This window comes from Catellatospora sp. TT07R-123, from assembly GCF_018327705.1.
Lineage (GTDB): Bacteria > Actinomycetota > Actinomycetes > Mycobacteriales > Micromonosporaceae > Catellatospora.
In genome coordinates this window covers 4,453,073-4,471,026 of sequence record NZ_BNEM01000001.1, presented here as the reverse complement: position 1 = coordinate 4,471,026, position 17,954 = coordinate 4,453,073, and the positions used below count along the sequence as shown (strand labels likewise).

At 72.9% G+C, this 17,954-nt stretch carries 15 protein-coding genes; 2 read left to right on the top strand and 13 right to left on the bottom strand.

What is annotated here, in order from left to right; translation table 11 throughout:
• Positions 1 to 125: 125 nt before the first annotated feature.
• From Cs7R123_RS19355 to Cs7R123_RS19325, 7 genes are all read right to left on the bottom strand, one after another.
• Positions 126 to 2,600, bottom strand: coding sequence for a hypothetical protein (locus Cs7R123_RS19355; protein WP_212828376.1), 2,475 nt, complete (start codon positions 2,598 to 2,600; stop codon positions 126 to 128).
• Positions 2,601 to 2,851: 251 nt separating this feature from the next.
• On the bottom strand, positions 2,852 to 2,995 hold the full coding sequence (locus Cs7R123_RS19350) for a hypothetical protein (RefSeq protein ID WP_212828374.1): 144 nt from the start codon (positions 2,993 to 2,995) through the stop codon (positions 2,852 to 2,854).
• A 97-nt stretch (positions 2,996 to 3,092) separates the two neighbouring features.
• On the bottom strand, positions 3,093 to 4,700 hold the full coding sequence (locus Cs7R123_RS19345) for an ABC transporter permease (protein ID WP_212828373.1): 1,608 nt from the start codon (positions 4,698 to 4,700) through the stop codon (positions 3,093 to 3,095).
• Entirely contained in the window at positions 4,691 to 5,446 is a 756-nt protein-coding gene (locus Cs7R123_RS19340; RefSeq protein ID WP_212828371.1) for an ABC transporter ATP-binding protein, read from the bottom strand. The genes Cs7R123_RS19345 and Cs7R123_RS19340 overlap by 10 nt, the downstream gene beginning before the upstream one ends.
• Positions 5,447 to 5,530: 84 nt before the next feature.
• Positions 5,531 to 7,309, bottom strand: coding sequence for a DUF4153 domain-containing protein (locus tag Cs7R123_RS19335; protein ID WP_212828369.1), 1,779 nt, complete (start codon positions 7,307 to 7,309; stop codon positions 5,531 to 5,533).
• 90 nt (positions 7,310 to 7,399) lie between these two features.
• On the bottom strand, positions 7,400 to 8,545 hold the full coding sequence (locus tag Cs7R123_RS19330; protein WP_212828367.1) for a cell wall metabolism sensor histidine kinase WalK: 1,146 nt from the start codon (positions 8,543 to 8,545) through the stop codon (positions 7,400 to 7,402).
• Entirely contained in the window at positions 8,542 to 9,219 is a 678-nt protein-coding gene (locus Cs7R123_RS19325) for a response regulator transcription factor (protein WP_212828365.1), read from the bottom strand. Before Cs7R123_RS19325 ends, Cs7R123_RS19330 begins: the two co-directional genes overlap by 4 nt.
• 151 nt (positions 9,220 to 9,370) lie before the next feature.
• Here Cs7R123_RS19325 and Cs7R123_RS19320 point away from each other — a divergent pair, with 151 nt between their 5' ends.
• Entirely contained in the window at positions 9,371 to 9,928 is a 558-nt protein-coding gene (locus Cs7R123_RS19320; protein ID WP_212828363.1) for a Uma2 family endonuclease, read from the top strand.
• Between the two features lie 65 nt (positions 9,929 to 9,993).
• Here the strand turns inward: Cs7R123_RS19320 and Cs7R123_RS19315 are convergent, their stop codons facing one another.
• The gene (locus Cs7R123_RS19315; RefSeq protein ID WP_244872027.1) at positions 9,994 to 11,514 is read right to left on the bottom strand and encodes a sugar transferase; all 1,521 of its coding nucleotides are present in this window, start codon (positions 11,512 to 11,514) and stop codon (positions 9,994 to 9,996) included.
• 241 nt (positions 11,515 to 11,755) lie between these two features.
• A complete protein-coding gene (locus Cs7R123_RS19310; protein WP_212828358.1) occupies positions 11,756 to 12,610 on the bottom strand; it encodes an Fpg/Nei family DNA glycosylase in 855 nt (284 codons plus the stop codon).
• A 29-nt stretch (positions 12,611 to 12,639) separates the two neighbouring features.
• On the opposite strand from Cs7R123_RS19310, the gene Cs7R123_RS19305 reads away from it, so the two are divergent.
• Positions 12,640 to 13,794: a glycosyltransferase family 4 protein gene (locus Cs7R123_RS19305; protein ID WP_212829277.1), complete on the top strand. Its 1,155-nt coding sequence runs from the start codon at positions 12,640 to 12,642 to the stop codon at positions 13,792 to 13,794.
• Between the two features lie 94 nt (positions 13,795 to 13,888).
• Here the strand turns inward: Cs7R123_RS19305 and Cs7R123_RS19300 are convergent, their stop codons facing one another.
• The 4 genes from Cs7R123_RS19300 to Cs7R123_RS19285 form a co-directional block, all read right to left on the bottom strand.
• Positions 13,889 to 15,334, bottom strand: coding sequence for an ATP-binding protein (locus Cs7R123_RS19300; protein WP_244871918.1), 1,446 nt, complete (start codon positions 15,332 to 15,334; stop codon positions 13,889 to 13,891).
• A gap of 75 nt (positions 15,335 to 15,409) precedes the next feature.
• Complete coding sequence (locus tag Cs7R123_RS19295; RefSeq protein ID WP_212828357.1) at positions 15,410 to 16,105, bottom strand: CDP-alcohol phosphatidyltransferase family protein; 696 nt, start codon at positions 16,103 to 16,105, stop codon at positions 15,410 to 15,412.
• Positions 16,092 to 17,162 (bottom strand): iron-containing alcohol dehydrogenase family protein, encoded by a 1,071-nt coding sequence (locus Cs7R123_RS19290; protein WP_212828356.1) that lies wholly within the window; start codon positions 17,160 to 17,162, stop codon positions 16,092 to 16,094. The genes Cs7R123_RS19295 and Cs7R123_RS19290 overlap by 14 nt, the downstream gene beginning before the upstream one ends.
• The gene (locus Cs7R123_RS19285; protein WP_212828355.1) at positions 17,150 to 17,899 is read right to left on the bottom strand and encodes a sugar phosphate nucleotidyltransferase; all 750 of its coding nucleotides are present in this window, start codon (positions 17,897 to 17,899) and stop codon (positions 17,150 to 17,152) included. The genes Cs7R123_RS19290 and Cs7R123_RS19285 overlap by 13 nt, the downstream gene beginning before the upstream one ends.
• Positions 17,900 to 17,954: the final 55 nt, after the last annotated feature.

The window sequence follows — 17,954 nt, the reverse complement described above, 5'->3', positions numbered from 1 at the left end:
CGCTACTTACATAAGTGGATGTCGCACCAGGGCCCCAGCAGGGAAAAGGGCCCGGTCTCCGAGAGACCGGGCCCTTTCGGGTCACTGCGCGCCGTCAGCCGTCCGGGTGGCGGACGGGCCGGTGGTCAGGGCGTGGGCTGCGCCGTCGGGCTGGCGGTCGCGTCCGCGGGGTTCGCCGCCCCGGAACCCGGCGCCAGGCACAGGAACTTGCTGCCGACGGTCACGTGCGGCTGCTGCTTGTCCGGGCACTGGTCGGCGCTGTCGGTCACCGACACCACCGTGAACGCCCCCGGGTCGCCGCAGTCGGCGGCCACCGCGGCGTTGCCGCTCTGCTTGAGGCAGTCGCCGACGCCGAACGTGCCCGGGTCGCCGTCCGACATCAGCTTCTGCACGCCGAACAGCAGGCCGAACGCGATGGTGAGCAGCAGCACGCAGCCGATGATCACGCCGGTGATCAGGCGGCCGCTGCGCACCGGCTTCGGCTCGATCGTGCCCGTGTCGTCCGTCGGCTTGAACTTGTCGAAGCGGGCCTGGTCGGTGCCGGGCGGCGGCGGCGAGTCCATCGGCGGGCGCTGCCCCGGCACCAGGCCGACCGGTGCGTGACCGGCGGGCGGACCCTGCTGGGTCCACTGCTGCGGCTTGGCCTGGGCGGGCGGTGCCGCCACCTGCGTCGGCGCCGGGCCGCGCGGGGGGAAGTCGGGGACCGGCGGCGGACCCTGCGGGGTGGGCGCCGACGGTTGCAGCAGGTCGCCGTAGGCGGGCTGGCGTCCCCCGCGGGCGGGCGCGACCGGGGCGGACGCGGCGGCCTGCGGCGGGGCGGGCGGAGCCTGGACCGGCGGCGGGGTCTGCGGCGCGGCCTGCATGGGCGGCGCCTGCTCGGCGGGCTGCGCCGGGCGGGCACCGTACACGGTGGACGAGCGCGCGATCGGCGGTGCCGCGTGCGGCTCGGCGGGCGCGGACACCGAGGCCCGGGCAGTGGCGCGGGCGCCCTGCGCGGGCACCGCAGCCTGCGGCGGGACCTGCGCCGCGGCGGTCACCGGAGGAGCCGTCGGGGCGGGCATGCCCGCGTCGGCCGGTGCGGGGGAGTCCACGGGCGGGGCCACGGAGGCCGAACCGTAGACCCGCGGCGCCGGCTTCGGCAGCGACACCGCGTCCTCGCCGGGAGCGATCCGGCTGGTGGCGGGCACCGAGGCGGTGGCCGACCCGACGCTGGCGGAACCGACGCTGGCGGAACCGACGCTGGCGGAACCGACGCTGGCCGAGCCGACGCTGGCCGAGCCGACGCTCGCGCGGGCCACCGGCGGCGGCGTGACCGGGATGGCGGGTGAGGGCGGAGTGCTGACCGGCGTTGAGTAGGCGGGCGGGGTGCTCGCGGGCCGGGCCTCGTACGCGGGCGGCGCGTCGTACGACGACGGCGCGTCGTACGCGGGCGGGGTGCTGGCCGGGCGGGCCTCGTACGCGGGCGGGGTGCTGACCGGCGTCGAGTAGGCGGGCGGGGTGCTCGCGGGCCGGGCCTCGTACCCGGACGGCGCGTCGTATGCCGACGGCGTGTCGTACGAGGACGGCGCGTCGTACGAGGACGGCGTGTCATACGCGGGCGGGGTGCTGGCGGGGCGGGCCTCGTATGCCGGCTCGGGGTCCATCAGCGCCGCGACCGCGGGCGGCGGAGTCCACGGCCCGGTCGGAGCGGACGGCTTCGGGCTGTCCCCGGCCGCGAACGCGGCCCACGAGGCGGTGCTGGTGGCCGGTTCCGGTGCGGCCTGAGCAGGCTGCGCGGGCTGCGAGAAGTCGGAGTAGTCCGGCCACTGCTGCTCGGCGCGGGCGGGCTCGGCCGGAGGCGCGCTCCACGGGCGCTCGGCGGGCGCGGCGTTCCACGCGGGCTCGGCGGGAGCCGCGGCGGCCTGCCACTGGTCGGCCGACGGCGTCTGCCACGACGGCTCGGCCGCCGCCGGGGCCTGCCACGCGGGCTCGGCCGGGGCTGCGTTCCAGGCGGGCTCGGCGGGCGCTGCGTTCCAGGCGGGCTCGGCCGCCGGGGCCTGCCACGCGGGCTCGGCCGGGGCTGCGTTCCACGAGGGCTCGGCGGGGGCGGCGTTCCAGGAGGACTCGGCCGGGGTGGCGTTCCACGCGGGCTCGGCGGGCTGCCACTGCTGGTCGGCGGCCGTGGTGTGCCACGACGGCTGCTCGGCCGGCGGGGTCTGCCACGACGAGTCGGCCGGCGCGGGCGTCCACTGCGGCTCGGCCGGGGTGGACCAGGCCGGTTCGGCGGGCTCGGCCGGGGGCGCGATGAAGGGTTCGTGCGCGGCGAAGGCGGGCGACATCTCGTGGCGCACGCCCGGGATCGGCACGACCGCGGGGGCGGGCACGTACGGCGGGGCGTCATCGACGGCGGGTGCGGGGGCGGACGAGTCGGACGGGAAGCCGCCGAACGCCGACGGGGTGCCCGAGTCCGGCGGGAAGTCCTGCTCCGCCTGGCTGCCGTACGGGGTGAAGACCGGGAACTCCTCGGGTGCCGGCGGCGCCTCGAACAGCCCGTACCCACCCTGGCGTTCGTTCGCGTCAGCCGGCGGCCAGCCGGACTGCTGCGATCCATCGGACGTCATATGCGCACGCCTCCCTCTCCGATGCCACCCCTCCGGGCGACAGCGCGGGAGTTGCGCAGCGTCACGCGGCCGAGGGGTGGCGGCCGTGCCCACCGTACCGGTACCGGCGCCCGACCGGAATACGGGTGGCCCCGCCACCGAGGTGACCGGCCCCGATGCCCGGCCGCCTCATCTGCTGGCCCGGAATACGCCGCAGCCCCGCCGCGGCTCGGGGCCGGACGGGGCTGCAACGGTTTGGAGGAGGAGAAAAGTCAGTTCACGCGCATGAAGACGGCGGCCATCGGGTCGTGCATCTCACCGGCGGCGCGGCTGCGCTGCGCACGCTCGCGGTGGGCGCGCTCGAGGTGGATCTGTTCGGCGCTGCGGTTCTTCCGCATCTTGTTCATGATGCTCATACCAACTATTACATCGTATGAGTCCCTGCTTCTCCACCAATTATTCGGTGTGCTCGGACACATCCCGAAGAATCTTAAGTCGGACGCCCGACAGTGTTCACCGTTTCGGGGTCACGGCGAGGAGCAGTTCCGGCTGCCGGCGGTCCAGCGCGTCACCGGCGGTGAGCGCCCCGAGCCAGGCCGCGCCGAGGCCGTACGCCAGTCCGGCGGGCAGCGCCAGCACCGAGCCGACCTGGCCGCCGAGCGCCGCCAGCAGATACACCGGTGACGCCAGCACCGGACCGCCGATCAGGGCGGCCATCGCGAGCAGGCTCTTGGCCACGCCGGTGCCGGTGTTGATGGCGAACGGGTTCTGCGTCTCCGGCAGCGAGTACGCGCCCCACACCGACAGGTGCAGGCAGCAGGCCAGGCCGGTGCCGTACGCGGCCAGCAGCACCCCGAGCACCGCGGGCAGCTCGGCCGGGTGCCCGCGCAGCACGATCGTCAGCGCGGCGACGCCGAGCAGGACCGGCATCACGAACCACGAGTACGCCACCGCCCGCGCGCGCAGCTCCAGCCGCCCCGGCACCCCCGAAACCACCTGCGCCGCGTACGCGCTGCCGTCGTAGCCGAACTGGTTGGCCAGGCCGACCGAGGCCAGCGTGCCGATGCCGACCATGGTCAGCAGCTGCATGGCCGCGGGCATCTGCCCCTGGGCGGCGGCCGGGCCGAGGTTGAACGTCACCGGCAGGAACACCCCGACCACGGCGAACGTGATCAGGCTGGCCCGGCGGCGCGCGTCGCGCAGCCAGTAGCGCATCTCCCGGACGAGCATCGCGCCGTACGCGGTGCGCGGTGCGCGGCTGCGGCGGAAGAACCGGGCCGTGGGGCTGCCTGCCCGCACCGCGGTGGCACTGCTGCCGCCCTCGCCGGCCGAACCGACCATGGCCGACTCCAGCGAGGTGCTCCACCACCACGCGAGCAGGGCGATCACGGCGACGGTCAGCGCCAGCCGGGCCGCGACCGCGCCCCAGTGGCCCGCCACCGCGTCCTGCCCGACCACGTACGGCGCCCCGAACGGCGTCCAGCCCAGCACGCGGGCGATGGATTCCAGCCGCTCCATGCCGACGGCCTGGGCGCCCGAGTTGACCGCGTACTGGATCGGGCCGACCGAGGCGGCCAGCACGGCCAGCACCACGGCGGCCAGGTCGCGGGTGCGCCGGGCGCGCAGCGCGCGGGCGAACCCGCTGGTCACCGCGCGGCTCATCAGGACGCAGAGCACGAGTCCCAGCAGCACGCCGACGCTGCCGGTCAGGCCCGCCGCGAGCCCGCCCTCGATGAACGCGCCGACCGCCAGGCCGGACGTGGCCAGCAGCGTCGCCGCGGCCGGGACGCCGATGAGCGCGCCGACGAGCAGCCCGCGCAGCAGCACCAGCTTCGGGATCGGCAGCAGTGCGAACCGGGCCGGGTCCAGCGTCTCGTCCACGCCGAACCACACCAGCGGCATCAGCAGCCAGGCCAGCGTCATCAGCGTCCCGCCGTACGCGGCGGCCAGCGCCAGGCCGTCGTGGCCCGAGATCATCGCGCCGAGGAACAGCACGAACGCCAGGCCGCCGTAGAACAGGGCGCCCAGCAGCCCGAGCGAGAACATGATGATCTTCGCGGGGCGCCCGCGGAAGCCGTTGCGCAGCGTACGCAGCTTGAGCTTGGCGAAGGTCAGAGCCACGACAGCTCCGACCCGGTCGCCGTGCGCCCGCCGACGATCTCGACGAACGCCTCCTCCAGCGTGCGCTCGCCGCGCACGTCGGCCAGCGTGCCCACGGTCCGGATCCGGCCCGCCGCCATGATCGCGACGTGGCTGCACAGCCGCTCCACCACCTCCAGCACGTGGCTGGAGAAGATGACCGTCCCGCCGCCCGCGACGTAGCGGGTCAGGATGTCGCGGATGGTGGCGCCGCTGACCGGGTCGACCGCCTCGAACGGCTCGTCGAGCACCAGCAGCCGGGGCGCGTGCAGCAGGGCGCAGGCCAGCGCGATCTTCTTCTTCATACCGGCCGAGTAGTCGATGACCAGCGTGCGGCCAGCGTCGGCCAGGGCCAGCACGTCCAGCAGCTCGGTGACGCGCTGGTCGATCACGTCCGGGGCCAGCCCGCGCAGCAGGCCGTGGTAGGTCAGCAGCTCGGTGCCGTCGAGCCGGTCGAACAGCCGCACCCCGTCGGGCATGACACCGACCAGCGCCTTGGCCCGCACCGGGTCGGCCCACACGTCGTGGCCCAGCACCAGCGCGCGCCCGGCGTCGGGGCGCAGCAGGCCCACCGCCATGGACAGGGTCGTGGTCTTGCCCGCGCCGTTCGGTCCGAGCAGGCCGAAGAAAGAGCCCGCCGGTACGGAGAGATCCACCCCGTCGACGGCGAGCTTGGTGTCGAACTTCTTCACGAGCCCCTGAAGGGCGAAGGCGGCATCGGCTGTCACGCGACCGACTGTAGACCCAGCGTCACAATGTCGGAATCGCTCGCCGATGCCGCCTCCTCCTGGCGGTCAGTCCGCTCCTGGCGGTCAGTCCCGCGAACTCCGGTACTGCTCCTCAGCGGCGGAACAGGTCTTGGTGGTCGGTCGCGGGAAGGTTCCAGCCAGCTGCTCGCGGGCCTGGGCCCGGCTGAGGTTCCACGAGTACCACTGCTCCGGGTTCTGCTTCAGCTCGCGGTCCATCCAGCTCAGCGCGCAGCTGCGCAGCGGCTCGTCCAGCTTGGCCAGGGCCGGGGCGGCGTCCGGGCCCAGCGCCCGCAGGTACCAGAAGTCGATCTTCTTGACCCGCTCGACGTTCTGCTCGGCGATGAAGTGCTCCGGGTTGGCCACGGCCAGCCCCAGCAGCAGCGCCGCGAACCCGGCCACCGCCGCGCGGGGGAACCAGGTCGCCCGCAGCTTCCAGCCCGCGAGCGCCACCAGCACGAACACCCCGCCGAGGTACAGCTCGACCGAGCCGAAGAACAGCCGCTCGCGGGTCCAGCCGTACGTGTTCTGGTACAGCCACATCCGCCACACCGCCGAGCCGACGATCACCATGCTCAGCACGACCAGCAGGCCGAGCAGCGTACGCAGCAGCGTCCGGTCCGCGCTGGTCTCCCTGGACGCCCAGCGCGACACCAGCCCGATGATGATCAGCGTCAGCAGGGTGACCACGAGCAGCTGGCCGAACCCGCGCACGGCGTACTGCGAGTAGGTCAGGCCGGTGGTCTTCTCGATGTACGCCTTGTCGCCGAAGAAGTTGCGCACCTGAAGCGCCACGAACGCGCCGAACATCAGGACCAGGCCGCCCAGCGGCAGCGCCAGCTCGATGCGGCCGATCCGGCGGGGCGACGGGCGCTCCATGCCGGACAGGTCCGGCGGCGCCAGCACGAGGAAGATCGCACCGGCCGTGAGCAGGCCGCCCACCGTGGTGTAGATCAGGCCGCGGGCGATGGTGCGCCCGTCGAGCTTGGGCAGGATGTCGCCGAGCAGCTTCGCGAACGCGGCGTCCGCCGAGGCGAACAGCGCGCCGAAGACCACCAGCAGGATCACGGTCACCAGCAGCGACAGCAGCACCCGGCCGAACGTGCCGCTCTTCTCCCGGCTCCGGTGCCAGCTGGCCAGCCCGCGGGCCAGCCACGGGATCGCCCGCAGCGCCGCGATCGGGGCGGCGATCGACGCGAACAGCACCGCGCGCACCGACCGGCCGCCCGCCACCGCGAGCGAGGCGCAGGCCAGCGCACCCAGGGTGCAGAACACGACCAGCCAGCCTGCGGCCCGGAACGTGCCGACCGACAGCAGCGCGAGCGCGACCACGCCCCAGCCGATCCGGACCAGGCGCTCGCCGCGGCTGTCCGGCTTCGGGCCGAACCGGGCCGCGTGCACGACCGCCCCGGCCATCACCAGGCCGACCAGCAGCCAGCCCAGGCCGGGCCGGCTCAGCGGCAGCATGATCGCGGTGGCCAGGCCGCCGATCAGCGCGGCGATCCAGGCTGCCGGGCCGCCCGCGTAGTCGGGCCCCTTCCAGCGGGCCTCCATGAAGCCGGGCGGGGGCGGCGGCAGCGGCCGGAACCGGGCCATGTCCGCGGGGTACTGCTGCGGCGGCACCGTCGCGGCGGCGGGTTCGGCCGCGGCAGCCTCAGGCGCGACGGCCTCAGCCTGGGCGGCTTCGGGCGCGGCGGTCTCGGCGGCCGATTCGGCCGCCTCGGCCGGCTCGGCAGCGGCCGCCGGGGTCTGCGGCGCCGTGCTGTCCGCCGCCGGGGTCTCTACCGAGGCGGGTTCTGCCGCCTCGGACGGCGGTGGTGCGCTTTCCGGGTGGGGGGTGGACATCATTGCCTCCAGGCTCGGCTGGCTTCTGCTGCGAAACGACGGTGCGGACTGCGGCTGGTTCCCGGCGGGCCGAGGCGGCTCGCCGGAGACTCACCGCGGCCCGTGGGGCAGGGTGATGCGGACGCGGCAGCCGACCCCCGCCGGGGGATCGACGATCGCGATGGTGCCGTGGTGCAGCTCGACCGCCCAGCGGGCGATGGCCAGGCCGAGGCCCGTGCCGCCGTCGCTGCGGGCGGTCTGGCCGGCGCGGGTGCCGCGCCGGTCGGCGTCCGGCGTCGAGGGCAGCGCCCCCGGCCGGGAGACCTTGGTGGTGAAACGCTCGAAGACCCGCTCCCGGTGGGCCGGGGCGATGCCGATCCCCTGATCGAGCACCTCGAACACGGTCGCGGTGCCCTCGGGCCGCGCGCTGACGGTGACCAGCCCCCAGGGCGGGCTGTGCCGGGCCGCGTTCTCCAGCAGGTTGGCGAAGACCTGGTGCAGCCGGGCCGGGTCGGCGCTGATGGTGTGGGCGACCACGCCGTCCAGCCGGAACCGGGTCTTCGGCGAGTTCAGCCCCGCCTCCTCCACGACCGTCGCCAGGAACTCGGCGACCGGCACCGGCACCCGCTGGAGCGTCACCGCGCCCGCGTCGACCTTCGACAGGTCCAGCAGCTCGGTGACCAGGCGGCTGAGGCGCTGCGTCTGCGCCAGCGCGGTGCGCAGCGTCGCGGGGTCGGCCGTGCTCACGCCGTCGACCATGTTCTCCAGCACGCCCTGCAGCGCCGTGATCGGCGTACGCAGCTCGTGGGACACGTTCGCGATGAGCTCCCGCCGCTGCTGGTCGCTGGCGGCGAGGTCGGCGGCCATCAGGTTGAACGCGCGGGCCAGGGTGCCGACCTCGTCGCGGCTGGTCGCGCGCACCCGGCGGCTGTAGTCCCCGCGCGCCATCGACCGGGCCGCGGCGGTCATCTCGCGCAGCGGCTTGGTCATCCCGTGCGCCAGCACCTGGAGCGTGATCACGCCGACCATCGCCGCCGAGATCGCGGTGCGCCACGGGATGCCGCCGAGCGAGAAGTAGAAGACGCTCAGGCCGGTCGCGCCGGAGATGCCCAGCAGGACGCCCAGCTTGAGCTTGATCGAACGGAACGGGTCCAGTGGCCGCGGCAGCCGGTCCAGCAGCCGGTTGGCGAACACGATCAGAGGGCCGAGCAGCCAGTACATGGGCTTGGTCAGCCAGTCGAGGATGCGCTCGATCATGTGTTCTCGGCTTCCAGCGCGTAGCCGACACCGTGCACGGTCCGGATCAGGTCCGCGCCGATCTTGCGGCGCAGGGCCTTGATGTGCGAGTCCACGGTACGGGTCCCGAAGCCCTCGGCCCAGCCCCAGATCTCGGCCAGCAGCCGCTCCCGGGGCAGCACCGCGCGGTGCCGCTCGGCCAGGTACACCAGCAGGTCGTACTCGGTCGGGGTCAGGTGGGCCTCGACGCCGTCGCGGCGCACCCGGCGCTCGGTCCGGTTGATCTCCAGCGGACCCAGCCTGATCGGCGCCTCCGGCGCGGTGGTGCGCTCGGTCCGGCGCAGCAGCGCGTGCACCCGCGCCGCCAGCACCCGCAGCGAGAACGGCTTGGTCAGGTAGTCGTCCGCCCCCACGGCCAGCCCGACCAGCAGGTCGTTCTCGTCGTCGCGGGCGGTCAGCATGAGCACCGGCACCGGCCGCTGCGCGTGGATGCGGCGGCACACCTCCAGCCCGTCGAACCCGGGCAGCATCAGGTCGAGCACGACCAGGTCCGGTCGCAGCCGCGCGGCTGCCTCGACCGCGGCGGGCCCCGTGCCCGCGTGGTCGACGGCGAACCCCTCCGCCCGCAGCCGCGCGATGACGGACCCGGCGATGGTGGGGTCGTCCTCGACAACCAGGACCCGACGCTCGTTCATGTCACGGGACTGTAGCCCTCACCTGTGCAGACCCTCAGCCCCCGATGTGAAGAACTTGTGCGCACGTAGGGAAGGGCACCTTCTTAACGGCCTGTGGATGGGGCACCCTGGAGATGTCAGACGGCTTCGATAGACCACTGGGGTGACAACGATGACCCATCCACTGCTCCGGCCCCAGCCGCTGCGCGCCTGGCAGTTCGAGGACCTCCTCGACACGCCCGACGACGGCTACCGGTACGAGATCTTCGACGGGAGCCTGATCGTGACCCCACCACCCCCGATGCCGCACTTCACCGTCTTGCACCGCATCCGCCGGGCGCTTGAGCGGCAGGCGCCTGACGATCTCGTGGTCGGGGAGAACCTCGGCGTGCTGCGCCGAGACGGAAGCTCCTACTTCATCCCCGACCTGGTCGTCTTCGACGCCGCGCTGCTCGGGACTGCGCTGCCCGCGCTGCCGCCACCAGCGGCGCAGCTGGTCATCGAGGTGGTATCGCCGAGCAACCCCGGCAATGACCTCGTGCTCAAGCGGTACGGCTACGCCGTGGCAGGCGTCCCCGAGTACTGGATCGTTGACGCGCGCACCCAGGACGTGCTGGTGCTGACACAGCCGGGGTCGATGGGCTACCTGACCGAGCAGAAGCACTCGGGCATCCTGCGCGGGGCTGACCCTTTCCCGTTCGAGCTGAATCTGGCCGAGGTCTTCGGCTGAGAGCCGCAGAAGCGGAACGGCCGGGCACCCGCTGGGGGTGACCGGCCGTTCGACGTCTTGCAGGATCAGTAGGCGCCCTTGCGCCGGAGCACGACCCCGACCGTCCGCCACAGGATGGACAGGTCGTAGGCCAGGGACCAGTTGTCGACGTAGTAGAGGTCCAGCCGGACCGCCTCGTCCCAGCTCAGGTCCGAGCGGCCGGAGACCTGCCACAGGCCGGTCATGCCGGGCCGCACCAGCAGCCGCCGCCGCACGTCGCCGAGGTAGTCGCCGTCGTCGGCGGGCAGCGGCCGCGGCCCGACCAGCGACATCTCGCCCTTGACCACGTTGATCAGCTGGGGCAGCTCGTCGATCGAGCTGGCCCGCAGGAACCGGCCGACCGGGGTGACCCGCGGGTCGTCGCGGATCTTGAAGAGCATGCCGTCGCCCTCGTTCTGGGCTTCCAGCTTGCTCTTGCGCTCCTCGGCGTCGGTGTACATGGTGCGGAACTTCCACACCTTGAACACCCGGCCCTCGTGCCCGACGCGCAGCTGGCGGAAGAACGCCGGGCCCCGGTCGGTGATCGAGATGGCCAGCGAGATCAGCAGCAGCAGCGGCGAGAGCACGATCAGGCCCAGCGCGGCGGCGACCCGGTCCAGCAGGTTCTTGGCCAGCCAGGCGACACCGGAGAGCTTCGGCTCCTCCACGTGCAGCAGCGGCAGGCCCTCGATGGGCCGGATGTGCACGCGCGGTCCGGCGATGTCGGTGAGCTGCGGCGCGACCACCAGGTCGATGCCGGTGCCCTCCAGCTGCCAGGCCAGGCGGCGCAGCTCGTCGGGCTCGGCCCCGGCCGAGCCGCACACCGCGATCGTGTCGGCGCGCAGCTCGTGCACCAGGTCGACCAGGTCGCGGCCGTAGTGCACCGGGATCGGCGCCTGCGCCCGCCGCGAGGCGGGCAGGTGCTCGGAGAGGTGGATCGCGACGGGCACCAGGCCGGCCCGGGGACTGCGGGAGACGACCTTGTACACGAACAGCGTCTCCGGCAGCGAGCCCACCAGCAGCATCCGGTACGTGGCCAGGCGCCCCCGGCGGCGGATCACGTACAGCACGCGCCGCAGCATCAGCCGCAGCACGAAGATGTACGCCATCGCGCCCAGCACGACGATGCCCACGGTGCCGCGCGACAGGTCCTTCTGGAACGCGAAGGCCAGGAACGACACGGTCGCGCCGACCGCGATGGTGGCCCGGAAGACGCGCTTGAACTCGTCGGTGCCCAGGCCGATGACGCGTCTGTCATAGGCGCCGTTGGCCCACAGCAGCAGCAGCCAGCCGATGGGCAGGCCGACATACGCCACGAGCTGGAAGAAGTTGGTGCGCCCGTCGAAGCCGGCGGTGACCCGCTGCGTCTCGAACTGGGAGATCGCCGTATAGCTGGCCAGGACCGCGCAGAGGAAGTCGGCGACGACCAGGCACAGGATGTATGGCCGGTGCCACTTGGCGCGCCGGGCCGTGGGCCGGGCGAACGCGCTCCGTGCCACGCCGTTGGTCTTGGGCGTCGGAGGGAGTTCGTAGCGGTCCGCCACGTAATCCGGGACGTTCGAACGGATGGGCGCCGTGCTCGGGTGCTTCAGGCTCGTCGTCACCTCACCTGGGTCCTCCCGTGCGTCACGTTCCTGCCCGGCGGAACCGGCCAGTGCTGCAGCCTGCGGCGCCGAACGTGCGGCAGGACGAGGTTCGCCCACAACGTTCAGTCTCGCATGGTTTGTCCGGGGTCACGGCGACACCGTGCGCAGATGCGTCCGAACACCCCAGGACCGGGACACTATACGAAGTCGGCTCCCGGTGACACTAGCGCAAGAGCTTGGAAAGTCTCCGGTCTGCGAGCGGCTTTCCGCCCGTCTGGCACGTGGGGCAGTATTGGAGACTGGAGTCCGCGAACGAGACTTCCCTGATCACGTCGCCGCAGACCGGGCATTTCTCACCCGCGCGCCCGTGCACCCGCAGCCCCGCCCGCTTCTCGGCTTTCAGCGTCGCCGCGCGCTGGCCGACCGACCGGGTGACCGCCTCGGTCAGCACCTGCTGCATGGCCGCGTGCAGCGCCTCCAGCTGCGCCGCGGTGAGCTTGTCGGCCCGCGCGAAGGGCGACAGCTTGGCCGTGTGCAGGATTTCGTCCGAGTACGCGTTGCCGACCCCGGCCAGCACCTGCTGGTCGCGCAGCACGCCCTTGAGCTGGGCGTTGCGGTCCTTGAGCACTCCGGCCAGACCGGCCAGGTCGAGGCTGAGCGCGTCCGGCCCGAGCCGGGCCACACCGGGCACCTGCGCCACGTCCGTCACGAGATAGGCGGCGAGCTTCTTCTGCGTACCGGCCTCGGTCAGGTCGAAGCCCGACCTGTCGCCCAGCCGCACCCGCAGCGCGATCGGCCCCTTGCCCGGCTTGAGCAGGGTGTCGGGCAGCTCGTCGCGGTAGTGCAGCCACCCGGCGCGGGCCAGGTGCACCACCAGGTGCAGCTCGTCGAGCTGGAGGTCGAGGAACTTGCCGTGGCGCCCGGCGCCGGTGACCGTCCGCCCGTGCAGGGCCGACAGGGGCGGGTCGAACGTCTTCAGGGCGCTGATCGCCGACACGTCGACCCGCTCGACGCGCTGACCCACGGCCCGCTCGCGCAGATACGCGGCGAGGGCCTCCACCTCAGGCAACTCCGGCACGACCGTAACGCTACCGTTCACCCATGGCGTTGAAAGTCGTCGTCGCACACAACCGGTACCGCTCCGAGCTGCCCTCGGGGGAGAACGTCATCGTCGACCAGGAGATGGCGCAGCTCACCGCGGCCGGGGTCACGGTGCTGCCCTTCCTGCGCAGCTCCGACGACATTCCGTCACTGTCGCCCGTCGGCAAGGCGCTGCTGCCGCTGTCGCCCATCTGGGCGCCGGGCGCGCAGCGGGACCTGGCCCGGCTGCTGAAGGCCGAGCGGCCGGACGTGCTGCACCTGCACAACCCGTACCCGCTGCTGTCGCCCTGGGTGGTGCGGACCGCGCACGCCCACGGGGTGCCGGTGGTGCAGACCGTGCACAACTTCCGGCAGGTCTGCGCGCCCGGCCTGTACTTCCGCGACGGCCAGGCCTGCTACGAGTGCCGGGGCAAGGCGTTCGCGCTGCCCGCGATCAAGCACCGGTGCTACCGGGACTCCGCCGCGCAGAGCGCGATCATGGCGACCACGCTGGCGGTGCACCGCCCGACCTGGCGCTCGGTCGACCGGTACATCGCGCTCACCGACAACATCGCCGACCACCTGCGCGACTACGGCATCCCGGACGGGCACATCGTGGTCAAGCCCAACGGCGTCGACGACCCGGGCCCCCCGACCCCGCCGGGGGAGGGCGTGCTGTTCGTGGGCCGGCTGACCCCGGAGAAGGGCCTGGGGCTGCTGCTGGACGCCTGGCGGCGGCACCCGGACGGCTCGCTGGGCACGCTGCGGATCGTCGGCGACGGCGAGCTGCGCACCCTGGCCGAGCAGGCCGCCGCGCAGCGGTCGGACGTGGTGTTCCTCGGCCCGCAGGACCGCGAGGGGGTACGGGCCGCGTTCCGCGCCTCGGCCCTGTTCGCCGCCCCGTCGACCTGGCACGACGTGCTGCCCACGGTGATCATCGAGGCGCTGGCCTCCGGCCGGGCCGTGATCGGCAGCGCGCTGGGCGGCATCCCGTACCTGATCGGGGACGCCGGGGTGGCGGTCGCGCCGACCGTCGACGACTGGGCCGCGGCCCTGCCCGACGCGGTCAAGCTCGCCCCGTCGCTCACCGAGGCCGCCCGCCGCCGCTACGAGCAGACCTTCCACCCGTCCGTGGTCATGGACCGCCTCATCGGCGTCTACGAGGACCTGCGCCGCTCCTGACTCGGGCGCGGGACGTGCTGTTCCCGCAGTTTCGGGGAAAGTGCTGGAATCACGGCCCGCTTTCGTGCAGTTCCCCGAAACTGCACGAAGCCTGCTACGCGCCGTAGAGGCGGGGCAGGTCGATCAGGAGGATGGTGGGGTCTGCCGCGGCGGCCCGGCGCAGCTCCTCGGTGAACCCGCGGCCGCTGAAGCAGGCCAGTCGCACCCGCTCGGTGCGGACCCGTTTCACGGCGAGCAGGTCCCGGGCCCGGCGCAGCCGGTCGAGATGGGGCAGCCCCATGGTCTGCTGCCACTTGGCCTCGCCCAGGCACAGCGCGGCGCCGTCGGTGCCGAGCACCACCACGTCGACCTGGATCTGGGTGCGCTCGGCCGGATCCGCGACGGTGCCGGCCGCCACCTCGGTCGGCGGCTCGCCGAACAACTCGACCGCGCTGCGCAGGGCGTACTCCCGGCAGAGCTGCTCGAAGTGGGGTCCGACCACCTGCGAGCGGAACGTGTCGCGACCAGCCTGCCAGGCCTGCTCGGCCATGCCGCGTTCCAGGAAGCTCCAGTTGCGGCGCATCACGGCCGAGTAGAACGTGATCAGCGGCTCCGCGATGCGGTAGACCGAGCGGCCGGTGCGGAACGCGTCCGCCTCCTTGGTGATCAGGCCGGAGTCCTCCAGCACCGTGAGCGGGTGGGAGATGTTGGTCGAGGGCCGCTCAAGATAGCCGGCGATGCCGCCTCGGGTGTTGTGTCCGAGCGCGATCGCGCCCAGCACGCCGTGGTAGAGCGCCGCGTCCCGGGCGCCGGTCTCTTCGGCGAGCAGGTATCGCGCCTCCCGGAACAGCGGCACCGCCGGGTTGAGCACGGTGCGCACCACCCACTCGTCGAAGTCGGCGGTCTTGGCCGGGGCGTCGGAGTGAACGAACTCGTGCCGGTACGCCGGGGTTCCGCCGACGATGCTGTGCAGCAGCACGGCCAGCTCCGGCTCTTCGGCGACCCCCCAGAATTCGGCGGCGGTCCGGTAGTCCATCGGCCGGACCACGAGTTCCAGGCTGGCCCGGCCGCGCAGGGGTGCGTTGCCGGACAGCAGGCCACCCATGATCGACATTGCGGAACCGCAGACGAGCAGTTTCGATGCGCGCTCGCGGGCCACGCCGCCCGGGTCGAGGGCCCGTTGCAGGTGTGAGGCCAGTGCGGGGCTCGCCGCCAGCAGGTACGGCAGCTCGTCGATGACGATCAGCCCGTCGGGCACCACGGCGTACAGCCGCTCGATCGCCTCTTCCCAGTTTCCGAGCTGGAATTCGCCACCGGTGCCCGCGCGTGCGCCCAGCGCCCGGCCGAAGCGGCGCAGCGACTCCAGCTCGGTGTCCTCACTGGCCGCGAAGTAGAAGCCGCCGGTGGCGCGGGCGATGGCGTCCAGCAGGAACGTCTTGCCCTGGCGGCGCCGACCGCTGACCACGCCGAACCGGACGCTGGGCGCGGTGGACGTCGCGAAGCCGACCAGCGACGTCCACTCGGCGTTCCGGTCGAACATCCCCTCAGGCTTCGTGAGCACCTTAGAACTGTACCTCTAAGAGGCGCGCCTCTTAGAGGTACAGTTCTAAGGCTGAGCGATGCAGGTGCGCCTCCGCTACGAGCGGTACGCCGAGCGGGCCGTGAAGGCGATGCTGGCCAGGAGGAAGCCGAAGTTGACCACGGTGAACGCGGCGATGAACCAGACGGTCAGCGCGGGCGCGAAGGCCAGCACCAGGCCGGCTGTGAAGATCACGGCGCCGTAGTCGCGGACCAGCTTCACCAGCCGCACCGGCAGCGAGGTCGAGGTGACCATCGACTGGGCCTTGTCGCTGGTGGCCAGCACGCTGGTCACCAGGTTGACCATCCACGAGCCCGCGAACAGCGCGGCCAGCCACACCGGCGGCTTGGCGACCGCCACCAGCGCGGTGACCAGCCCGATCTGGGCCGCGACGTCGCACAGGATGTCGATGCGCGCCCCGGCCAGGCTGCCCTGCTTGGTGACCCGGGCGAGCTGCCCGTCGGCGCAGTCCAGCGAGTACGCCACCTGCCAGCCGACCAGCGCCAGCAGCCCCAGCACCAGGCCGCCCTGCCCGCGCACCACCAGCAGCGTCGACACGGTCAGCCCGAGCACCAGGTTGGCCAGGGTCAGCGTGGTCGGCTTGAGGCCGGTGCGCTCGGCGATCAGCGCGAAGACCGCGCCGAGCCGCTGGCTGAGCGCCTCGGAGAACAGGCCGCCACCGCGGTTGACGGCGTAGAAGTCGGCGGCGGAGGGGCGCCGCACCGGCGCCGCGTGCAGCTCAGTCGATGACATCGGCGTAGTCTCCCACCCGCTCGCGGATCTGCTCGTAGCCCAGGTTCAGGTGCTCCAGGATGGTGTACCGGTCGGGCCGGGTACGCGGGGCGTACTCCACCGCGCGGGCGAAGTCGTCGTTGCTCAGGCCCAGGTCGGCCGGTGTGCGCGGCAGGTCGTGCCGCTTCAGGCAGGCGCTGATCTCGTCGAAGCGGGTCCGCTGCGCCGGGTCGATCGAGGCCCGCAGGTACGTGCAGAACAGGGCCCCGAGGCCGCACTGCTCGCCGTGCCCGGCCGTGCCGGGGAACAGGATGTCCAGCGCGTGCGAGATCTCGTGGCAGCCGCCGCTGGCGGGCCGGGACGTGCCGGCGATCGCCATGGCCAGGCCGCTGGTGATCAGCGACTCGGCCAGCACCGTCACGAAGCCGTCGTCGGTGACGTCGCCGGGGTGGCGCAGCACCGCCTCGGCGCCGGAGCGGGCCATCGCCACGGCCAGGCCGTCCACCGGCTCGCCGGTGACCTGGTTCGAGAGCTGCCAGTCGGCGATCGCGTTGATCTTGCTCAGCGTCTCGCCGACCCCGGCCCGGGTCTGCCGGTCCGGGCCCTGCTCGACGAAGTCGAGGTCGACCACGACCGCCAGCGGGATGTGCACGCCGTAGGAGCCCCGGCCGCCGTCGTGGTCCAGCGTGGCGACGGGGGAGGCGATGCCGTCGTTGGCCAGGCTGGTCGCGACGGCCACCATCGGGATGCCGTATCGCGAGGCCGCGTACTTCGTCGTGTCGATGGTCTTGCCGCCGCCGATGCCGACCACGGCGTCCAGGTTGCGCCCGCGTAGCTTCTCGCCCAGCGCCAGCGCCGACTCGACCGTCCCGCCCTCGACGTGCAGGACCAGCGCGTGGTCCAGGGTCGGGGCGATCAGTTCGGCGATGCGCTCGCCCTGGCCGGGGCCGACCACCACCGCGACGTCGCCGCCCGCGGAGATGCGCCGGTCGACCAGCAGCGGTCCCAGCGCGGCGATCGCCCCGCGGCGTACGTCGATGCTCAGCGGGGTCTGCACCGACCGGGTCAGTAGTGGCATGCGATCTCCCGGGCCCGGGCGAGGTCGTCGTGGTTGTCGACCTCGACCCAGTCCACCTTGCCGATCGCGGCGCCCCGGACGGTGCCGCCACGCTCGGCGAGCTCCTGGTAGCCGTCCTCGTAGTAGAGGTTGGGGTCGCGCTCCCAGGTGGCGCGCAGCGCGTCGGCGAGCGCGTCGGCGGCCTCGGGCCGGATCAGGGTGGCGCCGATGTACTCCCCGTGCGCGGTGGCCGGGTCCATCAGCTTGGTGATCTTCGCGAGGCGGCCGTCGGTGCCGAAGACGACCTTCATCTCCTCGTCGGCCAGCTTCTTCACGTCGTCGACCGCCAGCACGATGCCCGCGTCGGCGTACGCGGCGTCGGCGGCGGCGGCCTGGAGGGTGTGCTCGATCGACACCGGGTGCACGGTGTCGCCGTTGACCAGCAGCACGCCCCGGGCGAAGTGCTCGCGCGCCAGCCACAGCGAGTACGCGTTGTTCCACTCCTCGGCCTTGTCGTTGTGCACGAGGGTGATGGTCACGCCGTACTTCTCCTGCATGGCGGCGTGGCGGGCCTCGACGGCCTCGGCCCGGTAGCCGACCACGATCACGACCTCGGTGAACCCGGCCTCGGCCAGGTTGGCCAGCGCGATGTCGAGGATCGTGGTGTCCCCGTCCACCGGCACCAGGGCCTTGGGCAGCGTGTCGGTGTAGGGCCGCAGTCGCCGCCCGGCGCCGGCGGCCAGCACCATGCCGATCATGGTTTCTCCTTCGGGGAGGGGGTCTCGTCGCTGGTGAAGGCTACTGCACGGCAGA

Coding starts and splice junctions, on each gene's coding strand:
- Cs7R123_RS19355 (WP_212828376.1), bottom strand. CDS start 2,600: ATGACGTCCGATGGATCGCAGCAGTCCGGCTGGCCGCCGGCTGACGCG.
- Cs7R123_RS19350 (WP_212828374.1), bottom strand. CDS start 2,995: ATGAGCATCATGAACAAGATGCGGAAGAACCGCAGCGCCGAACAGATC.
- Cs7R123_RS19335 (WP_212828369.1), bottom strand. CDS start 7,309: ATGTCCACCCCCCACCCGGAAAGCGCACCACCGCCGTCCGAGGCGGCA.
- Cs7R123_RS19330 (WP_212828367.1), bottom strand. CDS start 8,545: ATGATCGAGCGCATCCTCGACTGGCTGACCAAGCCCATGTACTGGCTG.
- Cs7R123_RS19325 (WP_212828365.1), bottom strand. CDS start 9,219: ATGAACGAGCGTCGGGTCCTGGTTGTCGAGGACGACCCCACCATCGCC.
- Cs7R123_RS19320 (WP_212828363.1), top strand. CDS start 9,371: ATGACCCATCCACTGCTCCGGCCCCAGCCGCTGCGCGCCTGGCAGTTC.
- Cs7R123_RS19295 (WP_212828357.1), bottom strand. CDS start 16,105: ATGTCATCGACTGAGCTGCACGCGGCGCCGGTGCGGCGCCCCTCCGCC.
- Cs7R123_RS19290 (WP_212828356.1), bottom strand. CDS start 17,162: ATGCCACTACTGACCCGGTCGGTGCAGACCCCGCTGAGCATCGACGTA.
- Cs7R123_RS19285 (WP_212828355.1), bottom strand. CDS start 17,899: ATGATCGGCATGGTGCTGGCCGCCGGCGCCGGGCGGCGACTGCGGCCC.